General features: G+C 68.2%; 21 protein-coding genes and 2 tRNA genes. 17 read left to right on the top strand and 6 right to left on the bottom strand.

Annotated elements, in window-relative coordinates:
• Positions 1-16: 16 nt before the first annotated feature.
• The 6 genes from WS75_RS00455 (at position 17) to WS75_RS00430 (ending at position 7,362) form a co-directional block, all read left to right on the top strand.
• Positions 17-3,277, top strand: coding sequence for an Rne/Rng family ribonuclease (locus tag WS75_RS00455; RefSeq protein ID WP_059678682.1), 3,261 nt, complete (start codon positions 17-19; stop codon positions 3,275-3,277).
• A 131-nt stretch (positions 3,278-3,408) separates the two neighbouring features.
• Positions 3,409-4,521: a GTP 3',8-cyclase MoaA gene (moaA, locus tag WS75_RS00450; protein ID WP_059678681.1), complete on the top strand. Its 1,113-nt coding sequence runs from the start codon at positions 3,409-3,411 to the stop codon at positions 4,519-4,521.
• Positions 4,522-4,549: 28 nt separating this feature from the next.
• Positions 4,550-5,167, top strand: a complete 618-nt coding sequence (gene mobA / locus WS75_RS00445; protein WP_059678680.1) for a molybdenum cofactor guanylyltransferase MobA — start codon at positions 4,550-4,552, stop codon at positions 5,165-5,167.
• 105 nt (positions 5,168-5,272) lie between these two features.
• Positions 5,273-6,568, top strand: a complete 1,296-nt coding sequence (gene moeA, locus WS75_RS00440; protein ID WP_059678679.1) for a molybdopterin molybdotransferase MoeA — start codon at positions 5,273-5,275, stop codon at positions 6,566-6,568.
• Between the two features lie 36 nt (positions 6,569-6,604).
• Positions 6,605-6,880, top strand: a complete 276-nt coding sequence (locus tag WS75_RS00435; RefSeq protein ID WP_006476519.1) for a hypothetical protein — start codon at positions 6,605-6,607, stop codon at positions 6,878-6,880.
• Positions 6,877-7,362 (top strand): GNAT family N-acetyltransferase, encoded by a 486-nt coding sequence (locus WS75_RS00430; RefSeq protein WP_059678678.1) that lies wholly within the window; start codon positions 6,877-6,879, stop codon positions 7,360-7,362. Before WS75_RS00435 ends, WS75_RS00430 begins: the two co-directional genes overlap by 4 nt.
• Before the next feature lie 96 nt (positions 7,363-7,458).
• Here WS75_RS00430 and WS75_RS00425 read toward each other — a convergent pair whose 3' ends face one another.
• From WS75_RS00425 to pncB, 5 genes are all read right to left on the bottom strand, one after another.
• Complete coding sequence (locus tag WS75_RS00425) at positions 7,459-8,964, bottom strand: DNA recombination protein RmuC (protein WP_059678677.1); 1,506 nt, start codon at positions 8,962-8,964, stop codon at positions 7,459-7,461.
• Positions 8,961-9,950, bottom strand: coding sequence for a 2-hydroxyacid dehydrogenase (locus WS75_RS00420; RefSeq protein ID WP_059678714.1), 990 nt, complete (start codon positions 9,948-9,950; stop codon positions 8,961-8,963). The genes WS75_RS00425 and WS75_RS00420 overlap by 4 nt, the downstream gene beginning before the upstream one ends.
• A gap of 81 nt (positions 9,951-10,031) precedes the next feature.
• Positions 10,032-11,462, bottom strand: coding sequence for a sodium:proton antiporter (locus tag WS75_RS00415; protein ID WP_059678676.1), 1,431 nt, complete (start codon positions 11,460-11,462; stop codon positions 10,032-10,034).
• 52 nt (positions 11,463-11,514) lie between these two features.
• Complete coding sequence (locus tag WS75_RS00410) at positions 11,515-12,177, bottom strand: LutC/YkgG family protein (RefSeq protein ID WP_059678675.1); 663 nt, start codon at positions 12,175-12,177, stop codon at positions 11,515-11,517.
• 86 nt (positions 12,178-12,263) lie between these two features.
• Positions 12,264-13,463 carry a nicotinate phosphoribosyltransferase gene (pncB, locus tag WS75_RS00405; protein WP_059678674.1) on the bottom strand — a complete coding sequence of 400 codons (1,200 nt, stop codon included), beginning with the start codon at positions 13,461-13,463 and terminating at the stop codon, positions 12,264-12,266.
• Between the two features lie 292 nt (positions 13,464-13,755).
• Between pncB and fdxA the strand changes: the two genes are divergently transcribed.
• From fdxA to WS75_RS00365, 8 genes are all read left to right on the top strand, one after another.
• Positions 13,756-14,079: a ferredoxin FdxA gene (gene fdxA / locus WS75_RS00400; RefSeq protein WP_059678673.1), complete on the top strand. Its 324-nt coding sequence runs from the start codon at positions 13,756-13,758 to the stop codon at positions 14,077-14,079.
• Positions 14,080-14,182: 103 nt separating this feature from the next.
• A tRNA-Asn gene (locus WS75_RS00395) sits at positions 14,183-14,258 on the top strand.
• A 75-nt stretch (positions 14,259-14,333) separates the two neighbouring features.
• A tRNA-Asn gene (locus WS75_RS00390) sits at positions 14,334-14,409 on the top strand.
• Between the two features lie 107 nt (positions 14,410-14,516).
• Positions 14,517-15,002 carry a CreA family protein gene (locus tag WS75_RS00385; RefSeq protein ID WP_059607001.1) on the top strand — a complete coding sequence of 162 codons (486 nt, stop codon included), beginning with the start codon at positions 14,517-14,519 and terminating at the stop codon, positions 15,000-15,002.
• Positions 15,003-15,063: 61 nt separating this feature from the next.
• Positions 15,064-15,969: an AraC family transcriptional regulator gene (locus WS75_RS00380; RefSeq protein ID WP_059678672.1), complete on the top strand. Its 906-nt coding sequence runs from the start codon at positions 15,064-15,066 to the stop codon at positions 15,967-15,969.
• 121 nt (positions 15,970-16,090) lie between these two features.
• Entirely contained in the window at positions 16,091-16,864 is a 774-nt protein-coding gene (locus WS75_RS00375) for an AzlC family ABC transporter permease (RefSeq protein WP_059678671.1), read from the top strand.
• On the top strand, positions 16,861-17,199 hold the full coding sequence (locus WS75_RS00370; RefSeq protein ID WP_059606996.1) for an AzlD domain-containing protein: 339 nt from the start codon (positions 16,861-16,863) through the stop codon (positions 17,197-17,199). The genes WS75_RS00375 and WS75_RS00370 overlap by 4 nt, the downstream gene beginning before the upstream one ends.
• Before the next feature lie 159 nt (positions 17,200-17,358).
• Complete coding sequence (locus WS75_RS00365; RefSeq protein ID WP_059678670.1) at positions 17,359-18,135, top strand: DUF4088 family protein; 777 nt, start codon at positions 17,359-17,361, stop codon at positions 18,133-18,135.
• Between the two features lie 116 nt (positions 18,136-18,251).
• Here the strand turns inward: WS75_RS00365 and WS75_RS00360 are convergent, their stop codons facing one another.
• Positions 18,252-18,638, bottom strand: coding sequence for a hypothetical protein (locus WS75_RS00360; protein ID WP_059678669.1), 387 nt, complete (start codon positions 18,636-18,638; stop codon positions 18,252-18,254).
• Positions 18,639-18,918: 280 nt separating this feature from the next.
• Here WS75_RS00360 and WS75_RS00355 point away from each other — a divergent pair, with 280 nt between their 5' ends.
• The 3 genes from WS75_RS00355 (at position 18,919) to fumC (ending at position 22,191) form a co-directional block, all read left to right on the top strand.
• On the top strand, positions 18,919-19,137 hold the full coding sequence (locus WS75_RS00355) for an RNA-binding S4 domain-containing protein (protein WP_006753074.1): 219 nt from the start codon (positions 18,919-18,921) through the stop codon (positions 19,135-19,137).
• Positions 19,138-19,266: 129 nt separating this feature from the next.
• Positions 19,267-20,655 carry a multidrug efflux MATE transporter NorM gene (gene norM / locus WS75_RS00350; protein ID WP_059678668.1) on the top strand — a complete coding sequence of 463 codons (1,389 nt, stop codon included), beginning with the start codon at positions 19,267-19,269 and terminating at the stop codon, positions 20,653-20,655.
• A gap of 141 nt (positions 20,656-20,796) precedes the next feature.
• A complete protein-coding gene (gene fumC, locus WS75_RS00345) occupies positions 20,797-22,191 on the top strand; it encodes a class II fumarate hydratase (protein WP_059678667.1) in 1,395 nt (464 codons plus the stop codon).
• The last annotated feature ends 31 nt before the right edge of the window (positions 22,192-22,222 follow it).

The following is a 22,222-nucleotide window of genomic DNA, read 5'->3' as shown; positions in this document are numbered from 1 at the left end:
CCGCCTGGAGTCGTACATGAAACGCATGCTGTTCAATGCGACGCAGCAGGAGGAGCTGCGCGTCGCCATCGTTGATGGGCAAAAGCTCATCGACATCGACATCGAGACAGCCGGGCGCGAACAGCGCAAAGGCAATATCTACAAAGGTGTCGTCACCCGCATCGAGCCGTCGCTCGAAGCGTGCTTCGTCAACTACGGCGAAGATCGCCACGGCTTCCTGCCGTTCAAGGAAGTCGCCCGCCAGTACTTCAAGGAAGGCATCGACATGCGCTCCGCGCGCATCCAGGATGCCCTGCGCGAAGGCCAGGAGCTGATCGTCCAGGTCGAGAAGGAAGAGCGCGGCAACAAGGGCGCCGCCCTCACGACCTTCATCTCGCTCGCCGGCCGCTACCTGGTGCTGATGCCGAACAATCCGCGCGGCGGCGGCGTATCGCGCCGGATCGAGGGCGACGAGCGTCAGGAACTGCGCGAAACGATGGCGCAGTTGCAGATTCCGGACGGCATGAGCATGATCGCCCGCACCGCGGGCATCGGCCGCAGCGCCGAGGAACTGCAGTGGGACCTGAACTACCTGCTGCAACTGTGGCGCGCGATCGAAGCGGCGTCGCAAAGCGGCAACGCCGGCCAGCCGATGCTGATCTACCTGGAATCGAGCCTCGTGATCCGCGCGATCCGGGACTATTTCCAGCCCGATATCGGCGAAATCCTGATCGACACGACCGAGATCTACGATCAGGCCCGTGCGTTCATGGACATCGTGATGCCGGACAACGTGTCGAAGGTGAAGCGCTACCACGACGACGTACCGCTGTTCTCCCGCTTCCAGATCGAGCACCAGATCGAAACGGCCTACTCGCGCACGGTGCCGCTGCCGTCGGGCGGCGCGATCGTGATCGACCACACCGAAGCGCTCGTCGCGATCGACGTCAACTCGGCGCGCGCGACCAAGGGTGCGGACATCGAGGAAACGGCGACCCGCACGAACCTCGAAGCGGCCGACGAAGTGGCCCGCCAGCTGCGCCTGCGCGACCTCGGCGGCCTGATCGTGATCGACTTCATCGACATGGAGTCGGCGAAGAGCCAGCGCGAAGTCGAGCAGCGCCTGAAAGACGCGCTCAAGCATGACCGTGCACGCGTGCAGATGGGCAAGATCTCCCGCTTCGGCCTGATGGAACTGTCGCGCCAGCGCCTGCGTCCGGCCCTGTCGGAAGGCAGCCACGTGACGTGCCCGCGCTGTAACGGCACCGGCCACATCCGCGATACCGAATCGTCCGCGCTGCAGGTCCTGCGGATCATTCAGGAAGAAGCGATGAAGGAAAACACCGCGGCGATCCACTGCCAGGTGCCGGTCGAGGTGACCGCCTTCCTGCTCAACGAAAAGCGTCAGGAAATCAACAAGATCGAGTCGCGCTTCAAGGTCGGCATCGTGCTGATCCCGAACAAGCACCTCGATACGCCGCACTACAAGCTCGAGCGCCTGCGCCATGACGACGCGCGCCTCGACGATCCGCGTGCGTCCTGGAAGATGGCAGAGGAAGCCGCCCGCGAACTGGAGTCGGAAACCGGCTACAGCAAGCGTGCGGCCGACGTGAAGCCGAAGCAGGAAGCGGCAGTCAAGGGCATCACGCCCGAGCGTCCGGCACCGAGCCCGGCACCGCAGCGCCCGGTCGAGCCGGCGGTTGCGGCGCCCGCACCGGTCGCCGCCGCGAGCGGCGGTTTCATCGGCTGGCTGAAGGGTCTGTTCGGCATGTCGCCGGCTCCTGCGCCCGCGCCGGTCGCACCGGCACCGGTCAAGGAACAGGCAACCCGTCCGGCCCGCGAGCGGACCGAGAAGACCGAGCAGCGCGGCGGCGATCGCAACCGCAACCGCCGTGGCGGCGCCCAGCAGGCTCAGGGTGGTCGCGACCAGGCAGCGGCAGGCCGTGGCCAGTCGCAACGCCTGGAACGCGAAGGCAAGGAAGGTCGCGAGCCGCGCGAGGGTCGCGAACCGCGTGAAGGCCGCGAACCGCGTGAAGGCCGCGAGCCGCGCGAAAGCCGCGAACCGCGTGAAGGCCGTGAGCCGCGCGAAAGCCGTGAGGGTCGCGAAAGCCGCGAGGGCCGTGGCCCGCGCGAAGGCCGCGAGCCGCGTGAGAGCCGTGAACCGCGTGAGAGCCGTGAACCGCGTGAGAGCCGTGAACCGCGCGAGAACCGCGAACCGCGCGAGCGCACCGAGCAGCCGGAAGCCGTCGAGGCAGCCGGCCGCGGCGAGCGCCAGGAGCGCGGCGAACGTCGCGAGCGCGGAGAGCGCCGCAAGCCGGTGCAACACGCGGCGACGCTCGAAACCGTCACCCGTGGCGAGAACCATCCGGAAGCGGAAGCCGACCAGGCCGCAGCCGTCGCCCTGCCGGGCGCCGATGTCGCAGCCGACGCGGAAGCCAGCGCACGTGACGGCGAGGAACGTCGCCGTCGCCGCCGCGGTCGCCGTGGCGGTCGTCGCGAGCGCGAGGACGAAGGCGCTGTCGTCGACCACGCCGAGCAAGGCGCGGACGGCGAAGCCGCCATGCAGGCCGTGACGACGGAACCCTCGAGCGCGGGCGAGCCGGCTCATACGGCCGCACCGGTCGCAGCCGAGCCGCAACCGGCACCGGTTCGCGTCGAAGCAACGCCGGTCGCACCGCTCGAGCCCGCCGTCGTCGCACCGGCAGCCGAATCGGCACCGGTGGCGCCGGCCGCTGCTCCGGAAGCCGGCCCGGCTCCGGTCGCGGTTTCGCCGACCGATGCGTTCGAAGTGCCGGCCGCGCCGGCTGCCGTCGAAGCGCCGCAGTCCGCGCCCGTCGAGCAGGCCGCACCGGCACCGGTCGTCGCAGCCGAAGCGGTTCCGGCCGTTGTCGAACCGGCTCGCGTCGAACCGGCCGTTGCCGAACCGGCTCGCGTCGAACCGGCCCACGTCGAACCGGCTCACGTCGAACCGGCCCACGTCGAACCGGCCCACGTCGAACCGGCTCACGTCGAACCGGCCCGCGTCGAACCGGCCCGCGTCGAAACTGCACCGGTCGAAACCGTTGCCGCGCCGGCTCCGGCGCCCGTGCAACCGGCCGCTGCGCCAGCTTCGGCGAGCCTCGATGCCGTGCTGGAACAAGCCGGTCTCGTGTGGGTGAACACCGACGCCGACAAGTTCCGCGCTGCTCAGGAAGCCGCGTCGCGCCTGCCGCGCGCGGTCCGCGTTCCGCGCGAGCGCAAGGCGCTGCCGCCGGTCGACCCGACCCCGATGCAGCAGGTCGAAACGTCGCAACATTAAGCGGCGCATCGCCCGACCAGGAAAAGCCCGCCCCCGGCGGGCTTTTCCATTTCCGCGCCGAGGGTTTCCGCCCACCGGCCCGGCCAGCCGCTTGCGGCTAGAATAGAAGCTTGGCTCGCACTTCTTTCGACATGTCCCGACGCATCATTCCCCTCGCAGACGTCAGCGGGATGCCGGATATCTCCGGCGTCGCGCATACCCCTGACGGCGCCTTGACCGACACGTTCGCCAGGCCGCTGCGCGACCTGCGCATCTCGGTGACGGACCGCTGCAACTTCCGTTGCGTGTACTGCATGCCACGAGACGTGTTCGACAAGAACTACCCGTTCCTGCCGCACAGCGCGCTGCTCACGCACGAGGAGATCGAGCGCGTGGCGCGGCTGTTCGTCGCACACGGCGTCGAAAAGATCCGGATCACCGGCGGCGAACCGCTGCTGCGCAAAAACCTCGAATTCCTGATCGAGCGCCTCGCGCGCCTGACGACCCATGACGGCCGCCCGCTCGACCTGACGCTGACCACCAATGGCTCGCTGCTCGCGCGCAAGGCGCGCGCGCTGAAGGATGCCGGCCTCACGCGCGTAACGGTCAGCCTCGACGCGCTCGACGATACGTTGTTCAAGCGCATGAACGACGCCGACTTCGCGAGCGCCGACGTGCTCGACGGCATCTTCGCCGCGCAGGCCGCGGGCCTCGCGCCGGTCAAGGTCAACATGGTCGTGAAGCGCGGCACCAACGACAGCGAGATCCTGCCGATGGCCGAGCGCTTCCGCGGCACCGGCGTGATCCTGCGTTTCATCGAATACATGGACGTCGGCACGTCGAACGGCTGGAACATGACCGAAGTGCTGCCGTCCGCGGACGTCGTCGCACGGATCGCCGAACAGTTCCCGCTCGTGCCGCTCGAGCCGCACACGGCGGCGGAAACCGCGCAGCGCTGGGGCTATGCGGACGGCAGCGGCGAAATCGGCGTGATCTCGAGCGTCACACAGGCATTCTGCGGCGACTGCACGCGCGCGCGGTTGTCGACCGAAGGCAAGCTGTACCTGTGCCTGTTCGCATCGACCGGCCACGACCTGCGCGCCCTGGTGCGCGGTGGCGCCAGCGACGCCGAGATCGCAACCGCGATCGCCCGGATCTGGCAGGCCCGCACCGACCGCTATTCGCAGCTGCGCGGCAGCGCGGCCGCCGACGCGGCACCCAACGGTGCCGGCAAGCGCGTCGAAATGTCGTACATCGGCGGCTGACGCGCGCCCGCCGCCCCGATTTCCCGCGATGTCCGCTTCCGCCTCGCCTACCGTCACCGGCCTGCTGCTCGCGGGCGGACGCGCGACCCGCATGGACGGCGCCGACAAGGGCCTGCAACTGCTCGACGGCACGCCGCTTGCGCTGCACGTGCTGCGCCGGCTCTCGCCGCAGGTCGACGAGACGCTGATCAGCGCAAATCGCAACGCCGATCGCTACGCCGAGCTCGGTGCGCCGTTCGACGCGCGCATCGTGCCGGACGAAACACCCGATTTCCCCGGCCCGCTCGCGGGCCTGCTCGCCGGCATGCGGGCGGCGCGCGCACCGCTCGTCGCGTGCTCGCCGTGCGACACACCGTATCTGCCGACCGACCTCGTCGCACGACTGCACGCGGCGCTCGATGCGCAGCAGGCCGACATCGCGATGGCGGTGACCGTCGACGCGCAACAGGCACGTTCGCCGCAGCCGACCTTCGCGCTGCTGCGAACGTCGCTCGCCGACGATCTCGCGGCCGGACTCGCGGCCGGCGAGCGCAAGGTGCGTGCGTGGTACGCACGCCACAAGACGGTCGAAGTCGAGTTTTGCGACGAGCGTGCGTTTTACAATGCCAACTCCTGGCAGGAACTTGCCGCGCTTGCCCGCCGCTGACGGCACCGGCATCCGCTCCCGCCCGCCGCATGCGCCTTCGCGCTCCGGCGCCCTCCGCGCGCCACCGGCCACGAACCCGATACGCCTTGCGGCGCAGTCACACTGATGATCACGCAATCCTCGCCCGCCTCCCGAACCGCACCCGATTCCGCTGCCCCGTTGTCGCTCGCCGATGCGCAGGCGCTCGCGTGCCGGTTCGCGGTGCCGGTCGACGCGTGCGACACGGTGCCGCTGCATGACGCCCTCGACCGCGTGCTCGCGGCCGACGTCAATGCGCCGTTCGACATTCCCGCGTACGACAACTCGGCGATGGACGGCTATGCATTCGACAGCAGCGCACACACGCCCGCATCGACCGCCGACATCGCATTGACGGTCGCCGGCACGGCGCTCGCCGGCCATCCGTTCGATGGCGCCGTGGCGCCCGGTGCATGCATCCGCATCATGACCGGCGCGCCGATGCCGGCTGGATGCGACACGGTCGTTCCGCAGGAACGCGTGCGCGTCGACGGCGACGTCATCCGCTTCGCCGCGCACGACGTCACGCGCGGAGCAAACTGCCGCCGGGCCGGCGAGGACCTCGCGCGCGGCGCGTGCGCGCTTGCCGCTGGCCGCATCCTGCGCCCGTCCGATCTCGGCCTGCTCGCATCGTTCGGATTGCGCGACGTCACGGTGCGCCGCCGCGTGCGTGTCGCCGTGTTCTCGACCGGCGACGAACTGCGCGAACCGGGCGAGCCGCTCGGCCGCGGCACGCTGTACGACAGCAATCGCGGGATGCTGATCGCGATGCTCGAAAGGCTGCACATCGACGCGCTCGATCTCGGGATCGTCCGCGACGATCCGGCGGCCCTCGAACGCGCGCTGCGCGATGCCGCCGCCGCACAGGCCGACGCGGTGATCACGTCGGGCGGCGTGTCGGTCGGCGAAGCCGATTTCACGCGCGACGTGATGGCGCGGCTAGGCGACGTGACCTTCGCTAGTCTCGCGCTGCGGCCCGGCCGGCCGCTCGCGTGCGGCACGCTCGCACCCGCGGGCGACGGCGCCGGCCACGTGCTGTTCTTCGGGCTGCCCGGCAATCCGGTCGCCTCCGCCGTGACGTTCTATGCGATCGTGCGCCCCGCGCTGCTGACGCTGGCCGGCGCGCATGTGCCACCGCCCGCGCTGTATCCGGCACGCAGCACGCAGGCGCTCAAAAAACGCCCGGGCCGTACCGAATACCTGCGCGCCATCGCGACGCGCGACGCCGACGGCCAGTGGCTCGTCGCGCCGGCCGGTTCGCAAAGTTCCGCATCGCTGAGCGGCCTCGCGGCCGCCAACTGTTTCATCGTCCTGGGCCACGATTGCGCAGCAGTCGACGCGGGCGCCCCGGTCGACATCCTGCCGCTCGACGGCTTGATCTGAATTCCAATCGGTATATCTCTACGGGGCCATCCACACATGAAGAAACAAATCTCGTCGATCGCCGCGGGGCAGACCGCGAAGGCGCTGATCCTCGTCTACCTGACGTTCAGCGTGCCGATCGTGCTGCTCGGCATCCTGGTCGCGTACATCCGCTACGGGATGGTCGAACTGAGCACGATCCTGAGCGCGCTGCTGCTGAACGCGATCCTCGGTTTCGTGCTGCTGTGGATCGCCTGCCACGCGTACAACTGGGTCGCGTCGCGCTTCGGCGGCATCGAGATCGTGCTGTCCGATCCGCCGGAGGAAGCGTGAGCGGCACGCCGCTGATCCGCACGGCCGAGGCGCGCGACGTCGGCGCGATCCTCGCGCTGATGCGCGAGCTGGCCGAGTTCGAGAAGCTCACGCACCTGTTCGTCGCGAGTGACGCCGATCTGGCCGACGCGCTGTTCGGCGAGCGCCCCGCCGCCGAAGCGCTGGTGGCCGAGCGCGATGGCGCGATCGTCGCGTATGCGCTGTTCTTTCACAACTATTCGACGTTCCTCGGCCGTCGCGGCCTGTATCTCGAGGATCTGTACGTACAGCCGGCGCAGCGCGGCACGGGCCTCGGCACCGCGATGCTGCAGCACCTCGCAGCACTCGCAGTCGAGCGCCGCTGTGCTCGCTTCGAATGGTCGGTGCTCGACTGGAACCAGCCGGCGATCGACTTCTACCAGAAGATGGGCGCGACCGTGCTGCCGGACTGGCGCATCGTGCGCGTCACCGGGGATGCGCTGAACACGCTCGCCGAACGTTGAACGCGGGCCGGCCACGCCGGTCGGTGCTGCAAAAGAAAACGGGCGCCGCGGCGCCCGTTTTTCGTTCCAGCCGGCTTCGGCTGTACGCGTGATGCGTCATGCATCGTCCGCATCGGCACCCTCGGCACCCTCGGCGCCATCGGCGCCATCGGCGCCTTCCGTGCCGAGCATCCCGGCGGCCGTCTCACCCGGCAACGCCTCGACCTGCTTCAGCTTGCGGTTCATCACGCGGGTGCGCTGCTCGGCGGCCTCGATCGAGCGCGTGACCGTTTCAAGCTGCGCCTTCGTGCGCGCGAGCACATCGCCGAACTTGCCGAATTCAGTCTTCACTGCGCCGAGCACCTGCCACACTTCGCTCGAGCGCTGCTCGATCGCGAGCGTGCGGAAGCCCATCTGCAGGCTGTTCAGCAGCGCGGTCAGCGTCGTCGGCCCGGCCACCGTCACGCGATAGTCGCGCTGCAGCAGGTCGGTCAGCCCAGGGCGGCGCAGGATCTCCGCATAGAGCCCCTCGGTAGGCAGGAACAGCAGCGCGAAATCGGTCGTATGCGGCGGTGAGACGTACTTCTCGGCGATCGTGCGCGCTTCCAACCGCACGCGCGCCTCGAGCGCACGGGCCGCGTCCTCGACCGCCACCGAATCGGCACGCTCCTGCGCGTCGATCAGCCGCTCGTAGTCCTCGCGCGGGAATTTCGCGTCGATCGGCAGCCACACCGGCGGCGCGTCGCGCGTGCCGGCTTCGCGCCCCGGCAACCGGATCGCGAACTCGACGCGTTCGCTGCTCTTCGGCACCGTCGCGACGTTCTTCGCGTACTGATCAGGCGTGAGCATCTGCTCGAGCAAGGCCTCGAGCTGCACCTCGCCCCAGGTGCCGCGCGTCTTCACGTTGGTCAGCACCTTCTTGAGGTCGCCGACGCCAGCCGCGAGGGTCTGCATCTCGCCGAGCCCGCGGTGTACCTGCTCGAGCCGGTCCGACACGAGCTTGAACGATTCGCCGAGCCGCTGTTCGAGCGTCGCATGCAGCTTCTCGTCGACGGTGCGGCGCATCTCCTCGAGCTTCGCCGCATTGTTCGTCTCGATTTCCTTCAGCCGCTGTTCGAGCGTCGCACGCACTTCGCCGATCCGGCGATCGTTGGCCTCGGTCAGTTGTGTGAGCTGCCGGTTCAGCGTGTCACCGAACAGCCGCAGCGCGACCGTCTGCTCTTCGCGCGCCTGCTGCGCCTGGCGCTGCACGCTCTCGCGCATCGCGTCGAACTGCTGCGCATTGCCCGCGACGAGCTTGCCCAACTGTTGCGCGAAGCCCTCGATCTGATTGTTCTGCACGGTCGCGATGCTCGTGAGCTGCGTCGCGAGCGTCTGCTGAAGCTGCGAGAAACTGCCGGCCAGCTCGGTGCGCGAGCCTCGTGCGTTCTCGACGATCTCACCACGCAGCTCGCGCTCGAGCCGCTCGACCGCGAGCGCCTGCGCGTGCGCGGCGTCCTCGATCTGGTCGCCCAGCACGGCCGCATCGTCGTGGCGGCCGCCGCCGCGCACGATCGCGACGATCGCCACCGCGAGCGCGACGGCCAACACGACGACCGCCGCCAGCAACAACATCGTCGTCATGCGCGCGGCTTCCCGATTACGTCAGGGTTGATCGGGTTCGGCGGCTGCCCCGCGCGCGGCCCTTCGCCCAGCGCGGCGATCAGGTTGTCGGCCGCGAGGTTCGCCATCGCGCGGCGCGTCTTCTCGGTCGCGCTCGCGATGTGCGGCGTCAGCACGACGTTCGGTACCTCGAGCAGCGCCGGATGGACGCTCGGTTCGCCTTCATAGACGTCGAGGCCGGCCGCGGCGATCGTCCCGTCGCGCAGCGCGACGGCCAGCGCTGCGTCGTCGACGATGCCGCCGCGCGCGATGTTGGTCAGCGTCGCGGTGGGCTTCATCTTCGCGAGCTCGGCCGCGCCGATCGTGTGATGGTTCTCCTTCGTGTACGGCAGCACGAGAACGACGTGATCGGCGCGCGCCAGCAACGCATCCTTCGACACGTATTCGGCGTTCAGCTCGGCCTCGATCTCGGGCGCAACCCGCGACCGGTTGTGATAGATCACCTGCATCCCGAAGCCGCGCGCGCGCCGTGCGAGTGCCTGGCCGATGCGCCCCATCCCGATGACGCCGAGTGTCGAGCCGTATATGTCGCTGCCGAGGAAACCGTCGTACGCCCACTTCTGCCAGTGTCCGGCGCGCAACCAGTGCTCGGATTCGGCGATCCGCCGCGCGGCGGCCATCATCAGCGCCCAGCCGAAATCCGCGGTGGATTCGTTCAGCACGTCGGGCGTATTGGTGCCGAGCACGTTCGCAGCGTTGAACGCGGCCATGTCGAAATTGTTGTAGCCGACCGCCATGTTCGACACGACGCGCAGGCGCGGCGCCGCCGCGAGCGCGGCCGCGCCGACCGGGTCGCCCGCCGTCAGCGCGCCGTCCTTGTCCGCGAGGCGCGCGGCGAGCGCGTCGGGGGCGAGCGCATCGCCATTGTTCCAGTCGACTTCGAAATACTGCTCGAGCCGTTCGATCACGTCCGGAAAGATCGGACGTGCGACCAGGATCTTCTGCATCGCCATCTCCGCATGCCGCGGCCGGCACGCGGCACATCGTGCACCGCCGGAGCCGTCCGCGCTTGGTTGAAAATCGTCAGCCTACGCCGGGAAGAAGATCCACGACGTCAGCAGGAATACGGGTACCAGGATCACGAGCGCCCAGCCGAGATAGGCGAAGAAGCTCGGCATCTTCACGCCGCGCGATTCCGCGATCGCCTTCACCATGAAGTTCGGCGCATTGCCGATGTAGCTGTTCGCGCCCATGAACACCGCCCCCGCGGAAATCGCGGCGAGCGTCGTCGCGCCCGTCGTCATCAGCGCTTGCGCATCGCCGCCCGCGAGGTTGAAGAACACGAGATAGGTCGGCGCGTTGTCGAGGAACGACGACAGCAGGCCGGTCGCCCAGAAATACATCGCGTCGATCGGCTTGCCGTCGGGCCCCGTGACGAGATGGACGATCTGTGCGAACGCACCGTCCGCACCCGCGCGCAGGATCACGATCACCGGCGCGATCGTCACGAAAATCCCCGCGAACAGCTTCGCGACCTCCTCGATCGGCGCCCAGTTGAACGCGTTGCCTTCGCGCGCCGAGCGCGGCGTCAGCGCGAGCGACGCGAGCGCCACGACGACCAGCGCGACGTCGCGCACGAGATTCTGCAGTTCGACGTGCGTGCCCCACACGTCGAACGAGATGCCCGGCTTCCAGATGCCGCTCATCAGCACGAGGCCGATCACGGCCACGAGCAGCACGAAGTTGACCTTGCCGTCGATCGACAGCGCGCCGCCATCGGGCGTCGGGTCGAGTGCGGCCGGCCGCTCCTCACCGGCCTTCCGGTAGAAGTACGTATCGAGCACGAAGAAAAGCGTCAACAGCACCGCGCAGATGAACAGCATCGGCAGTGCGAGATGCGTGGTCGTCCAGAAGAAGCCCACGCCGTTCAGGAAGCCCAGGAACAGCGGCGGATCGCCGAGCGGCGACAGCGAGCCGCCCGCGTTCGCGACGAGGAAGATAAAGAAGATCACGACGTGCACGACGTGCTTGCGGTTATCGTTCGCGCGCAGCAGCGGCCGGATCAGCAGCATCGCGGCGCCCGTCGTGCCCATCACGCTCGCGAGCAGCGTGCCGAGCGCGAGGATCGCGGTGTTCAGCTTCGGCGAGCCGTGCAGGTTGCCGTTGACGCAAATGCCGCCGGCGACCGTGTAGAGCGCCGTCAACAGCACGATGAACGGGATGTACTCCTCGAGCAGCGCGTGCACGAGCGTACCGAACGCCGTGCTCGCACCGAACGCGACGGCGAACGGGACCAGGAACACGATCGCCCACGCCGCGGCGATCTTGCCGAAGTGGTGATGCCAGAACACCGGCGCGACGAGCGGGAACACCGCGATGGACAGCAGGATCCCGGCGAACGGGATACCCCAGAGTGCGGACAGCGTGGCACCGTCGAGCGTGGCGGCCGATGCAAGCGCGGGAACGGCGCCAAGCGCGGCTCCCGACGCCATGCCCGCCCAGGCGGCATGTCGTTTCATGCAGAACTTCCTTGTGCGAGTGAGTCGAGTGAGGATGGACCAGGTGCGCGCGTCATGCGCCGCGTACGACGATCACGTGAACGCGGTACGGGCCGTGCGCGCCCAGCACGATGGTCTGCTCGATATCGCCCGTGCGCGACGGGCCCGATACGAAATTGACCGCGCGCGGCAATTCGCCGCGCTCCGCGCGAATCAGCGCGAATGCGTCTTCATGGCCCGCGACGATCCGCGACGCCGGCACGATCGCGATGTGCGTCTCCGGCAGCAGCGCGGCCGATGCATAGGTGTCGGGGCCGGACAGCAACACCAGCGAACCCGTTTCGGCGGTTGCGCAGAAGCAGCCGGTGAGGCCGACGAGATCGCCGTCGCGCGGCTTGCGGCATTCGACCGACAGGCCGGCGCCGGCCCAGTCGAGCTCGGCCAGCGTGCGCCATGCGACGGCCTGCATCGGCAGGCCGTGAGCGGAAAGATAGCGGGCGGCGGCGGCCGGCGCGTCGGCCAGTGTCGCGACTTCGTCGACCGTCGTCGAGAGGCGCGCCGCTTCATCGCCGAATGCGGCGACGAGGTCGGCCGGCATCGGCGGGCGCGGCCCCTCGGGATGGCCGGCGAGGTAGTCGGCGACGCCGTCGCGCTCCGCTGCATCGGGTTCGGGCGCGCGTCGTTGCGCCGCGCGAATGCGTGCGAGGATCTGGCGACGCGCAGCGGAAGTGTCCATGAACGGTCCTCGTGACGTTGGCGTGCGATACCGTCGGATTATACCGGCCGCCCTCGCCGCGACGCACCTGGCCGCATGGCCGACGCTTACTGCGATGCGTCCTCGTCGACCGGCTGCGCGATGCCGAACACCTGGCGCAGGTACGCGAGATACGCCTTGTCGTCGCACATGCTCTTGCCCGGCGAATCCGACAGCTTCGCGACCGGCTGTCCGTTGCAGCGGACCATCTTGATCACGATCTGCAGCGGCACGTAGCCGAGATCGTTCGTGAGGTTGGTGCCGACGCCGAACGCGAGCTTGCAGCGGTTGCGGAACCGTTCGTACAGCTGCATGACCTTCGGGATGTCGAGCGCGTCCGAGAACACGAGCACCTTGGTACGCGGGTCGCAGCGGTTCGCCTCGTAGTGGCGCAGCATGCGCTCGCCCCACTCGAACGGATCGCCCGAATCGTGGCGCGCGCCGTCGAACAGCTTGCAGAAGTACATGTCGAAGTCGTTCAGGAACGCGTCCATCCCGTAGACGTCCGACAGCGCGATCCCGAGGTCGCCGCGATACTCCTTCGCCCACATCTCGAAACCATAGGTCTGTGAATCGCGCAGCCGCGGGCCGAGCGCCTGGCAGGCCTGCAGGTATTCGTGGGCCATCGTGCCGAGCGGCGTCAGGCCGTGCTTCATCGCGTAGAACACGTTGCTGGTGCCCGCGAACTGCGGCCCGAGCCCGTCGCGCAGCGTCAGCGCGACCTCCTCGTGCCACACCTTCGAGAAGCGCCGGCGCGTGCCATAGTCGGCGATCTTGCAGTCGGCGAACTCGGGCTTCGCGCCGAGCAGCTTGATCTTCTCGCGCAGCCGTTCGCGGCCCTCGCGATAATCGGGCTCGCGCTGCGTGTTGCGGAAATAGACTTCGTTGACGATCGCGAGCGCCGGAATCTCGAACAGAATCGTGTGCAGCCACGGCCCCTCGATCACGATGTCGATCTCGCCGTTGCCCTTCGGAGAAGGCGTGATCGAGATGTATTTCTCGTTCAGATGGAACAGCGCGAGGAAGTCGACGAAGTCGCTCTTGATGAAGCGCATGCGCCGCAGGTAGTCGAGTTCGTCGTCGGTGAAGCGCAGCGCACACAGGCCGCGCACCTCGTCGCGGATCTCGTCGATGTACGGGACGAGATCGACGCCGGGCGTGCGGCACCGGAACCGGTACTCGACGTGTGCGGCAGGAAAGTGATGCAGGACGACCTGCATCATCGTGAACTTGTAGAGATCCGTGTCGAGCAGCGAAGTGATGATCATGATTGCGGCACCGCCAATATCGGGACAGGGCCCGGCGCACCGCGCGCCGCCCGGTCTGTCTGCCGGCCATGTTACCCGAATGCGGGCCCGACCATCGTGAAACCGCCTCCCCCTTGCCCACCGCGTCGTGCGGCCGGCCGCACGCACCGCGCCCACGGTCGGCCCCATAAACTAATCACGAAACGATATAAGCCGGAAAGCCGACCACGCCATGCGGGTTTTGCGCTTCAGTTACAATGCCGCTTTTGGCGCAAACGCCACCCCATATATACCGCGAAGCAGGAGCGTTTTAATGACTCACGTTGTGACCGAAGGCTGCATCAAGTGCAAATACACGGATTGCGTGGATGTGTGCCCGGTGGATTGCTTCCGTGAAGGTCCCAACTTTCTCGCCATCGATCCGGACGAGTGCATCGACTGCGCCGTGTGCGTCGCCGAGTGCCCGACCAATGCGATCTATGCCGAAGAAGACGTTCCGGGCGACCAGCAGCAGTTCACCGAGCTGAACGCCGAACTGGCGAAGACCTGGCCGTCCATCACGAAGACGAAGCCGGCACCGGCCGACGCGGACGAGTGGAAGGACGTGCAGGACAAGCTGCACCTGCTCGAACGCTGATCGCGCAGCGGCGCCGCAAATTTTTTTGCATACCGCCGCTCAAAAGTGTTGACAGGTTAGCGAACGCTCCATAAAATCTCGTTTCTCTGCTGTTGTTGTTTGTTCCCCGATAGCTCAGTCGGTAGAGCGCCGGACTGTTAATCCGTAGGTCCCTGGTTCGAGCCCAGGTCGGGGAGCCAAAAACACAAGAGCCCGTTGAAAGTGGACGGGTTTTTTGTTGGCCACCAAACAAGCACGCAGATGTACCGATTTATTCCCCGATAGCTCAGTCGGTAGAGCGCCGGACTGTTAATCCGTAGGTCCCTGGTTCGAGCCCAGGTCGGGGAGCCAGACAGCAAAAGGCCCGTCATTCGACGGGCCTTTTGTTTTTCCGGCGCCCGTCGGTCACCGCCGCGCATGCTAGAGTCTCTGTCCCGCATTCGCATCCGGTTCCGTCGATGAAGCATCGTCTCCTTTCCGCCGCACCGTTCGCCCTTCTGCTCTCCGCCTTCGCCGCCGCGCCGCTCGCGCACGCGGAGGAAGTCGGCAGCGTCAACACCCATTTCCGCGTGACGGGCTCTGACCGCGTGGTCGTCGAAGCGTACGACGATCCGCTCGTGACGGGCGTCACCTGCTACGTGTCGCGAGCGCGCACCGGCGGGATCAAGGGCACGCTCGGCGTCGCCGAGGATCCGAGCGAAGCGTCGATCGCGTGCCGGCAGGTCGGCCCGCTCAGCTTCAAGGAGCCGCTCAAGCAGCAGACCGACGTGTTCAGCGAGCGGATGTCGTTCATCTTCAAGACGCTGCACGTCGTGCGCGTGGTCGACAAGAAGCGCAACACGCTCGTCTACCTGACCTACAGCGACCGCATCGTCAGCGGCAGCCCGAAGAACGCCGTGACCGCGGTGCCGATGCCGGCCGGCACGACGATTCCGGTCAAGTAAGCCCGCGCCGGCCGGGCGCTCGAGCGATACACTGTCGATTCGACCGCCCTCGCGCCCGACCATGTCCGCCACCCGCCTTCTTCCGGACTCCGCACGTTACTGGCGCACGCCGCTGCTGCCGGGCGCGGATCTGCTCACGGCCACCTATCGCGACCATACGTTCGCGCCGCACTGGCACGACGCGTACACGATCCCGGTGATCCTCGAGGGAGCGGAGCGCTACACCTGTCGCGGCAGCGGCCATGTCGCCGAAACGGGCACCGTGCCCGTGATCAATCCCGGCGAAGTGCACACGGGCTCGCGCGCGACCGACGAAGGCTGGTGCTATCGCGTGAGCTACGTGCCGGTCGACTACATTCGCGCGCTCGCGAGCGCGATCGCGGGGCGCCCGCAGGACGCGCCATGGTTCCCGACCGACGTGATCCGCGACGCCGATCTCGCGGCACGGCTCGCGCTGGCCCATCGGATGATGGAGGCCGGCAGCGAATGCATGCCGGCGTTCTATCCGCACGAGCAGCCGGCCGCCGACGCTCCGGCCGCGACGGCCGCACGCGTCTACGATCCGCTCGCCGCCGAAACGGCGATGCTCGATGCGTTGTCGACACTGATCGCGCGCCATGCCGACGCGCGGCTGCAGCCGGCAGTGCTCGCGGCCGACGAGCCGCGCGTCGACGCGATGCGCGAGAGGCTCGCCGCCGATCTCTCGAGCACTGTCACGCTCGACGACGTCGCGCAGGCTGCCGGCCTGTCGCCGTTCCACGCAGCGCGCCTGTTCACCCGGACGATCGGGATGCCGCCGCACGCATGGCGCAACCAGCTGCGGCTGCAGCGCGCGCTGGCGCCGTTGCGCGCGGGCGTGTCGATCGCCGACGTCGCCGCGGCCAGCGGCTTCGTCGACCAGAGTCACTTCTCACGACATTTCAAACGAATGTTCGGCGTGCCGCCCGGACGCTGGCAAGCGCGCTGACGCGCACTCCCCGCCCTGCATTCGACATGACGCGGCAACCGGCACGCAGGTTGCGCCGCCGGCACCGCGGGCGCAAGAACGTACAAGCCGCCACGGGCAGCGCTCCGCTATCCTGCATTGCATGGAGACGCACCCCTTGAATCCAGCACCCACACACTCGCCCCCGCCCCGCCGCCCGCTCAACGAATGGCTCGACGGCGCACGCGACACGATCCCGATGATGGTCGGCGCGGCGCCGTTCGGCGTGATCTTCGGCACGCTGGTCGGCGGTGGCCCGCTCGCCGCATGGCACGGCGCGCTGATGTCGCTCGCGGTGTTCGCGGGCTCCGCGCAATTCATCGCGCTCGGCCTGATCGCCGGCAGCGCAAGCTTCGTCGTCGTGCTCGCGACGACGCTGATCGTGAACCTGCGTCACCTGCTGTACAGCGCGACGCTCGCGCCGTACGTCGCGCACCTGCCGCTGCGCTGGCGCGCGACGCTCGGTGCGCTGATGACCGACGAAGTGTTCGCGGTCGCCTACGCGCACTACCGGCACTTCCCGCCCGGTGCAATCGGCCCCCACTACTTCTTCGGCTCGGGCCTCGCGATGTACCTGAACTGGCAGGTCTGGACGCTCGCGGGCATCGGCTTCGGCGCGGCCTTCCCGGGTCTCCAGTCGCTCGGCCTCGATTTCGCGATGGCGGCGACATTCATCGCGATCGTCGTTCCGCAACTCGGCACGCTGCGCTATTTCGCGGCCGCCGCGACGGCCGGCACGCTCGCGTACTTCTGGCAGGGCTGGCCGTACAAGCTCGGGCTGCTGGGCGCGGTCGCCGCCGGCGTCGTGGTCGGCGTCGCGCTGACGCTGCGGCACGAGCGTTCGCACACCGCTTCACGCACGGAGACTGCATCGTGAGCTACGCGCTGCTGATCCTCGGGATGGCCGTGATCACCTATGCGATCCGGACGACGCTGTTCCTGTTCGGCGAGCGGCTGACCTTCCCGCCGCTCGTGCGGACCGCGCTCGGCTTCGTGCCCGTCACCGTACTGACCGCGATCATCGTGCCGATGACCGTCTCGCCGCACGGCGGCACGGCCGAACTGACCTGGCGCAATCCGCAGCTCGTCGGCGCGCTCGCCGCCGTGGCCGTGTCGGCGACGACACGCCGACCGCTCGTGACGATCGCGGTCGGGCTCGCGGTGTTCTTCTTCTGGCAAGGGATCGTGATGCCGCACTGGCTGCCGGCCTGAGCGAACGTCGCCGGCCGCGCTCAAGTTTTCGCCCGGCGCGCCGATATCGGGTATGAAGACCCGCCATCGGCCTCGGCGCGAACCGGTCCGTCGACGCTGCGCCCGCACCGGTGCGCGGTGTCGGCCGCCGGCCCGCGCAGGCCGCCATCGAGACGATTCATGGGCCAGATCACCCTTTCCCTCAAAGACGACACGCTTGCGTCCCTGCGCAAGGACTACGACGCATTCGTGCGCGTGTCGCTGAAACTCGACCCGCAGTTCGCGACGCCGTCGTTCGAGGATTTCCTGCGCGCCAAGCTGCTCGACAACATGGTGCCGCTGACCGAGCATGCCGTGCAGCGGATGCTCGAGGGCGGCCAGTACGCGTGGGCGAAACGCACGCTCGACAAGGAATTTCCGGACGTCGTCGCGATCCTGATGCGGCAGGCCGGAGAATTCGGCTTCGGCTTCGCGTCGCGCTCCGAATGGACCCCCGACGAGCTCGCGAAGGCGTGCCGCGACTGGGCCAAGGCGATCGTCGCCGAAGCGCAGAGCGACGCGTCGCTCGTCGATCCGCTCGCCGCGCAGATCAAGAGCGCGGTGCACGACATCCAGGCGCTCGAGGAAACGATGCAGACGCCCGCATGGCGGCTTGCGGAATCGCTGCGCCAGCGCGTCTACGAGGCGAAGCTCGCGTGCGAGATGAGCGTCGGCAGCGCCGCGCGCGACAAGCTCGGCGAACTGCGCGGCCTGCTGCGGCTCGGGCTCGCGCACGGCTCGTTCCAGAAACAGGAAGCGCAGCAGATCATGGAATACCTGCGGCTGCTGAAGCCCGAAATCTTCGTCGACGAGCCATACGACGTATTCGCGCGGCTTGCCGCGTGGCTGCGCAGCGTCTTCACGCCGTCCGCCGCACGGCCGGCGCACGGACCGGGGCCGGAACAGCACCGGTCATGACGGCCCGCGTCCACGCATGAAGAACGGCCCGGTTCGCGCGAAGCGAACCGGGCCGTCGATCGATCGCCGTCACGACGCGCCGTCCGGGGCGAACGTCGTGCGACGTCGGGGGCCGCTTACTGCGCGGCGCCCGAGGCCGATGCACCGCCCTGCACGCCGGCTGACGCGCTGCCTTCGACCGCCTCGTCGCCCACCTTCGACTTCGCCGAGCCGGCATGATGCTTGGCCGACTTCGCCGCATGCTTCGCGTGCTTCTTGGCCGAGTGGACCGACGACGCCGCCGTATCCTTCGCGCCGTCGGCAGCCGCACCGACCGCGTCGGTCGCGCCGCCGACCGCATTGCCCGACGCGTTCGCGCCAGCGCCTGCCCCTGCTGCCGGCGCCTGCATCTGCATGCCGGCACCTGCGGTGCCCTGTGCCGCGACACCCGTCTGCGCGAATGCGGCCGAAGTAGCGAACGCCGTCAGCGCGGCACCGATCAGCATCGTACGAATCTTGGACATGACAATCCTCCTCAAGAAGTTGTGGGCGCGGACCGCCTCGATTCGGTCCGTCGCGTCCCCTGCCGCAACACGCAGCAGGTACGACGAAAGACCCGCAGGCCGCACGTCCGGTTCTCCAATCTCTCAGACTGTTACCCACCGTTTCATTTGCTGACGAATCGCTCACAGTCCTTAACAACTGCCGCGCGCGGGCCTGCGCGACCGTCCGCACTCGCGCGCCGGCCCTCGGTGCCGTATGATGCGGGGCGATTCCTCCTGCGCATCGCGCGCATCCTTCGTCATGCCCAATCTGGATTTCACGCTGACCGGCGAATACGTCGAGCTGCACAACCTTCTCAAGATCACCGGCCTCGCGGACAGCGGCGGCACGGCGAAGATGTTCGTCGCGTCCGGCGCGGTGAAAGTCGACGGCGTGGTCGAACTGCGCAAGACCTGCAAGATCCGCGCGGGGCAGGTCGTGCTGTTCGGCGATACGCGGATCGCGGTTCACGACGCGTAGCGGTTCCCCCTGACCGCGACATGGCCATCGGCACGCGCGTTCGACACCGTTCGAATAAAGCCGTAATCTAGGCGTCTCTCAAAATAAATACAGACAGCGCGGGCCCGCACCCGCGCGAGCGCTCATTCCATGTCGCATTCCGGTCTTACGCAGACGCCCGTCGCATCGCCGTCGCTGTCCAGTCATGCCGCCGATACCGCGCGCCTCGCCGCGCCGCTCGCGATCGCGCAGCTCTCGCAGATGGCGATGAGCGTCACCGACACCGTACTGCTCGGCTCACTCGGCCCCGATTCGCTCGCGGCGGGCGGCCTCGGCGCGAACTTCTTCTTCGTCATCGTGACCGTGCTGCAGGGCGTGCTCTCGTCGGTCAGCGTGAGCGTCGCGCATGCGCGCGGCGCGCAGGCGGAACACCGCGTGCCGCACATCTACTGGACCGGCTTCATGCTGTCCGTGCTGCTCGCGATTCCGGCGATCGTCGCGCTGTCGCTGTCCGAACCGATCCTGCTGATGTTCCACGAGCCGCCGACGCTCGCGCATCACGTCGGCGAGTACACCGGCATCCTGCGGTTCGCGGCGCTCGGCAGCCTGATCGGCGTCGGACTGATGCGCGCATTCCTGCCGGCGATCGGCGCCGCACGACGCCTGCTGTGGGTTTCGATCGGCGGCGTCGGCGTCAACGGCGTGCTGAACTACGGGCTGATCCACGGCGCATTCGGCTTGCCGCGGCTCGGCTTCCTCGGCTCGGCGGTCGCGACCACCATCACCATCTGGCTGACCGCGCTCGCGCTGATCTGGCTGCTGCACGGCCGCCAGCGGTTCCGCCATTTCGTGACCGCCTCCCGTCCGAAACTGCCCTTGATGGGCGAGCTGATCGGCATCGGCTGGCCGGTGGCGATCACGTACGGGGTCGAATCGACGCTCTTTCTCGCCACGGGTCTCACCATCGGCGTGCTCGGCGCGACGTCGCTTGCCGCGCATCAGATCGCGCTGAACGTCGCGTCCGTGGCGTTCATGGTGCCGCTCGCGATCGGCCAGGCCGCCAACGTGCGGGTCGGCTACTGGGTCGGCGCCGGCCAGCCGGTCGCCGCGCGACATGCGGGCTTCGTCGCGCTCGGCCTCGGCGTCGCGTTCATGTCGCTGTCGGGGCTCGTGCTGATCGTCGCGCCGCATGCGATCGTCGGCCTGTATCTGCAACTCGACGACCCGGCCAACGCGGCGACCGTGTCGCTGGCCGCATCGCTCCTCGGCATCGCGGCGGTGTTCCAGATCGTCGACGGCATGCAGACCGTCGGGTCGGGCGCACTGCGCGGACTGCGGGACACGCGCATCCCGATGCTCGCGGCGACCTTCGGCTACTGGGGAATCGGTTTTCCGACCGGTTACTGGCTGGCATTCCATGCCGGCCTCGGCGCTCGCGGCCTGTGGTGGGGGCTCGCGGCCGGCCTCGCGAGCGTCGCCGTACTGATGGCCTGGCGCTTTCACCGGAAGACCTCGTCGCTGGTCGCGCCGACGCGTTGAGCTCGGCACGACGCAAAATCGCAGCCGGCGCTATGCTTGTCGATTGAAGACCCAGGACGCCGCGCCAGCGGCGCGATTGCCTCACGATACGCCAGACGCCGCGCGACCCGCGGCCTTTCACCTTCCCAAGAGGAGTGCATCATGAACGAAGCAGTTCGGATGGAACGCGACACGTTCGGCGAGATCGCCGTGCCGGCCAACCGGCTCTGGGGCGCGCAGACGGAACGCTCGCTGCAGAATTTCCGGATCTCGACGGAGAAGCAGTCGCCCGAGCTGATCCACGCGCTCGCAATCGTCAAGCGTGCCGCGGCCGCCGTGAACCAGTCGCTCGGCGTGCTGGCCGACGAAAAGGCGCGCGCGATCATCGACGCGGCCGACGAGATCATCGCGGGCAAGCATCCGCGCGAATTCCCGCTCGCGGTCTGGCAGACGGGCTCCGGCACGCAGACCAACATGAACCTCAACGAGGTGATCGCGAACCGGGCGAGCGAGCTGCTCGGCGGCGAGCGCGGCGAAGCACGCAAGGTCCACCCGAACGACGACGTGAACCGCGGCCAGTCGTCGAACGACGTGTTCCCGACCGCGATGCATGTCGCGGCCGCCTACGCGATTGTCAACCACCTGCTGCCCGCGCTGCGCACGCTGCGCGCGACGCTCGACGCGAAGTCGAAGGCTTTCGCCGACATCGTGAAGATCGGTCGCACGCACCTGCAGGACGCGACGCCGCTCACGCTCGGGCAGGAGTTTTCCGGCTACGTCGCGCAGCTCGACCAGGGCATCCGGCACGTCGAATCCGCGCTGCCGCACCTGTACGAACTCGCGCTCGGCGGCACCGCCGTCGGCACCGGGCTGAACGCGCATCCGGAGTTCGCGGTGCGCGTGGCCGACGAGATCGGCCGGCTGACGAAGCTGCCGTTCGTGACCGCCCCGAGCAAGTTCGAAGTGATGGCGGCCGCCGACGCGCTGGTGTTCGCGCACGGCGCGCTGAAGACGGTCGCGGCCGGCCTGATGAAGATCGCCAACGACGTCCGCTGGCTTGCGAGCGGGCCGCGCTGCGGGCTCGGCGAACTGTCGATTCCGGAAAACGAACCGGGCAGCTCGATCATGCCGGGCAAGGTGAACCCGACGCAGTCGGAAGCGGTGACGATGCTGTGCTGCCAGGTGTTCGGCAACGACGTCGCGGTCAACGTGGGCGGCGCCAGCGGCAATTTCGAGCTCAACGTGTTCCGGCCGATGATCGCGCACAACGTGCTGCAGTCGGTCCGGCTGCTCGCCGACGGCGCGCAGAGCTTCAACGACCACTGCGCGGTGGGCATCGAGCCGAACCGCGCGCGCATCGACCTGCTGCTCAACGAATCGCTGATGCTCGTGACGGCGCTCAATCCGCACATCGGCTACGACAAGGCCGCGCAGATCGCGAAGAAGGCGCACAAGGAAGGCACGACGCTGAAAGCCGCCGCGCTCGCGCTCGGCTACCTGACCGAGGCGGAATTCGACGCGTGGGTGCGCCCGGAAGAGATGATCGGATCGCGCTAATCGCGGTGAGGTGACGCGATGACGGGCGCGG

It is taken from the genome of Burkholderia sp. FL-7-2-10-S1-D7 (genome assembly GCF_001524185.1).
Taxonomy (GTDB): Bacteria; Pseudomonadota; Gammaproteobacteria; order Burkholderiales; family Burkholderiaceae; genus Burkholderia; species Burkholderia diffusa.
The sequence above is the reverse complement of the archived record's forward strand: the minus strand, read 5'-3'. Positions and strand labels throughout refer to the sequence as shown.

Coding starts and splice junctions, on each gene's coding strand:
- WS75_RS00355 (WP_006753074.1), top strand. CDS start 18,919: ATGCCCAATCTGGATTTCACGCTGACCGGCGAATACGTCGAGCTGCAC.
- WS75_RS00435 (WP_006476519.1), top strand. CDS start 6,605: ATGAAGAAACAAATCTCGTCGATCGCCGCGGGGCAGACCGCGAAGGCG.
- WS75_RS00425 (WP_059678677.1), bottom strand. CDS start 8,964: ATGACGACGATGTTGTTGCTGGCGGCGGTCGTCGTGTTGGCCGTCGCG.
- WS75_RS00455 (WP_059678682.1), top strand. CDS start 17: ATGAAACGCATGCTGTTCAATGCGACGCAGCAGGAGGAGCTGCGCGTC.
- moaA (WP_059678681.1), top strand. CDS start 3,409: ATGTCCCGACGCATCATTCCCCTCGCAGACGTCAGCGGGATGCCGGAT.
- pncB (WP_059678674.1), bottom strand. CDS start 13,463: ATGATCATCACTTCGCTGCTCGACACGGATCTCTACAAGTTCACGATG.
- WS75_RS00410 (WP_059678675.1), bottom strand. CDS start 12,177: ATGGACACTTCCGCTGCGCGTCGCCAGATCCTCGCACGCATTCGCGCG.
- WS75_RS00360 (WP_059678669.1), bottom strand. CDS start 18,638: ATGTCCAAGATTCGTACGATGCTGATCGGTGCCGCGCTGACGGCGTTC.
- mobA (WP_059678680.1), top strand. CDS start 4,550: ATGTCCGCTTCCGCCTCGCCTACCGTCACCGGCCTGCTGCTCGCGGGC.
- norM (WP_059678668.1), top strand. CDS start 19,267: ATGTCGCATTCCGGTCTTACGCAGACGCCCGTCGCATCGCCGTCGCTG.
- WS75_RS00385 (WP_059607001.1), top strand. CDS start 14,517: ATGAAGCATCGTCTCCTTTCCGCCGCACCGTTCGCCCTTCTGCTCTCC.
- WS75_RS00380 (WP_059678672.1), top strand. CDS start 15,064: ATGTCCGCCACCCGCCTTCTTCCGGACTCCGCACGTTACTGGCGCACG.
- moeA (WP_059678679.1), top strand. CDS start 5,273: ATGATCACGCAATCCTCGCCCGCCTCCCGAACCGCACCCGATTCCGCT.
- WS75_RS00420 (WP_059678714.1), bottom strand. CDS start 9,950: ATGCAGAAGATCCTGGTCGCACGTCCGATCTTTCCGGACGTGATCGAA.
- WS75_RS00375 (WP_059678671.1), top strand. CDS start 16,091: ATGGAGACGCACCCCTTGAATCCAGCACCCACACACTCGCCCCCGCCC.
- WS75_RS00415 (WP_059678676.1), bottom strand. CDS start 11,462: ATGAAACGACATGCCGCCTGGGCGGGCATGGCGTCGGGAGCCGCGCTT.
- WS75_RS00365 (WP_059678670.1), top strand. CDS start 17,359: ATGGGCCAGATCACCCTTTCCCTCAAAGACGACACGCTTGCGTCCCTG.
- fumC (WP_059678667.1), top strand. CDS start 20,797: ATGAACGAAGCAGTTCGGATGGAACGCGACACGTTCGGCGAGATCGCC.
- fdxA (WP_059678673.1), top strand. CDS start 13,756: ATGACTCACGTTGTGACCGAAGGCTGCATCAAGTGCAAATACACGGAT.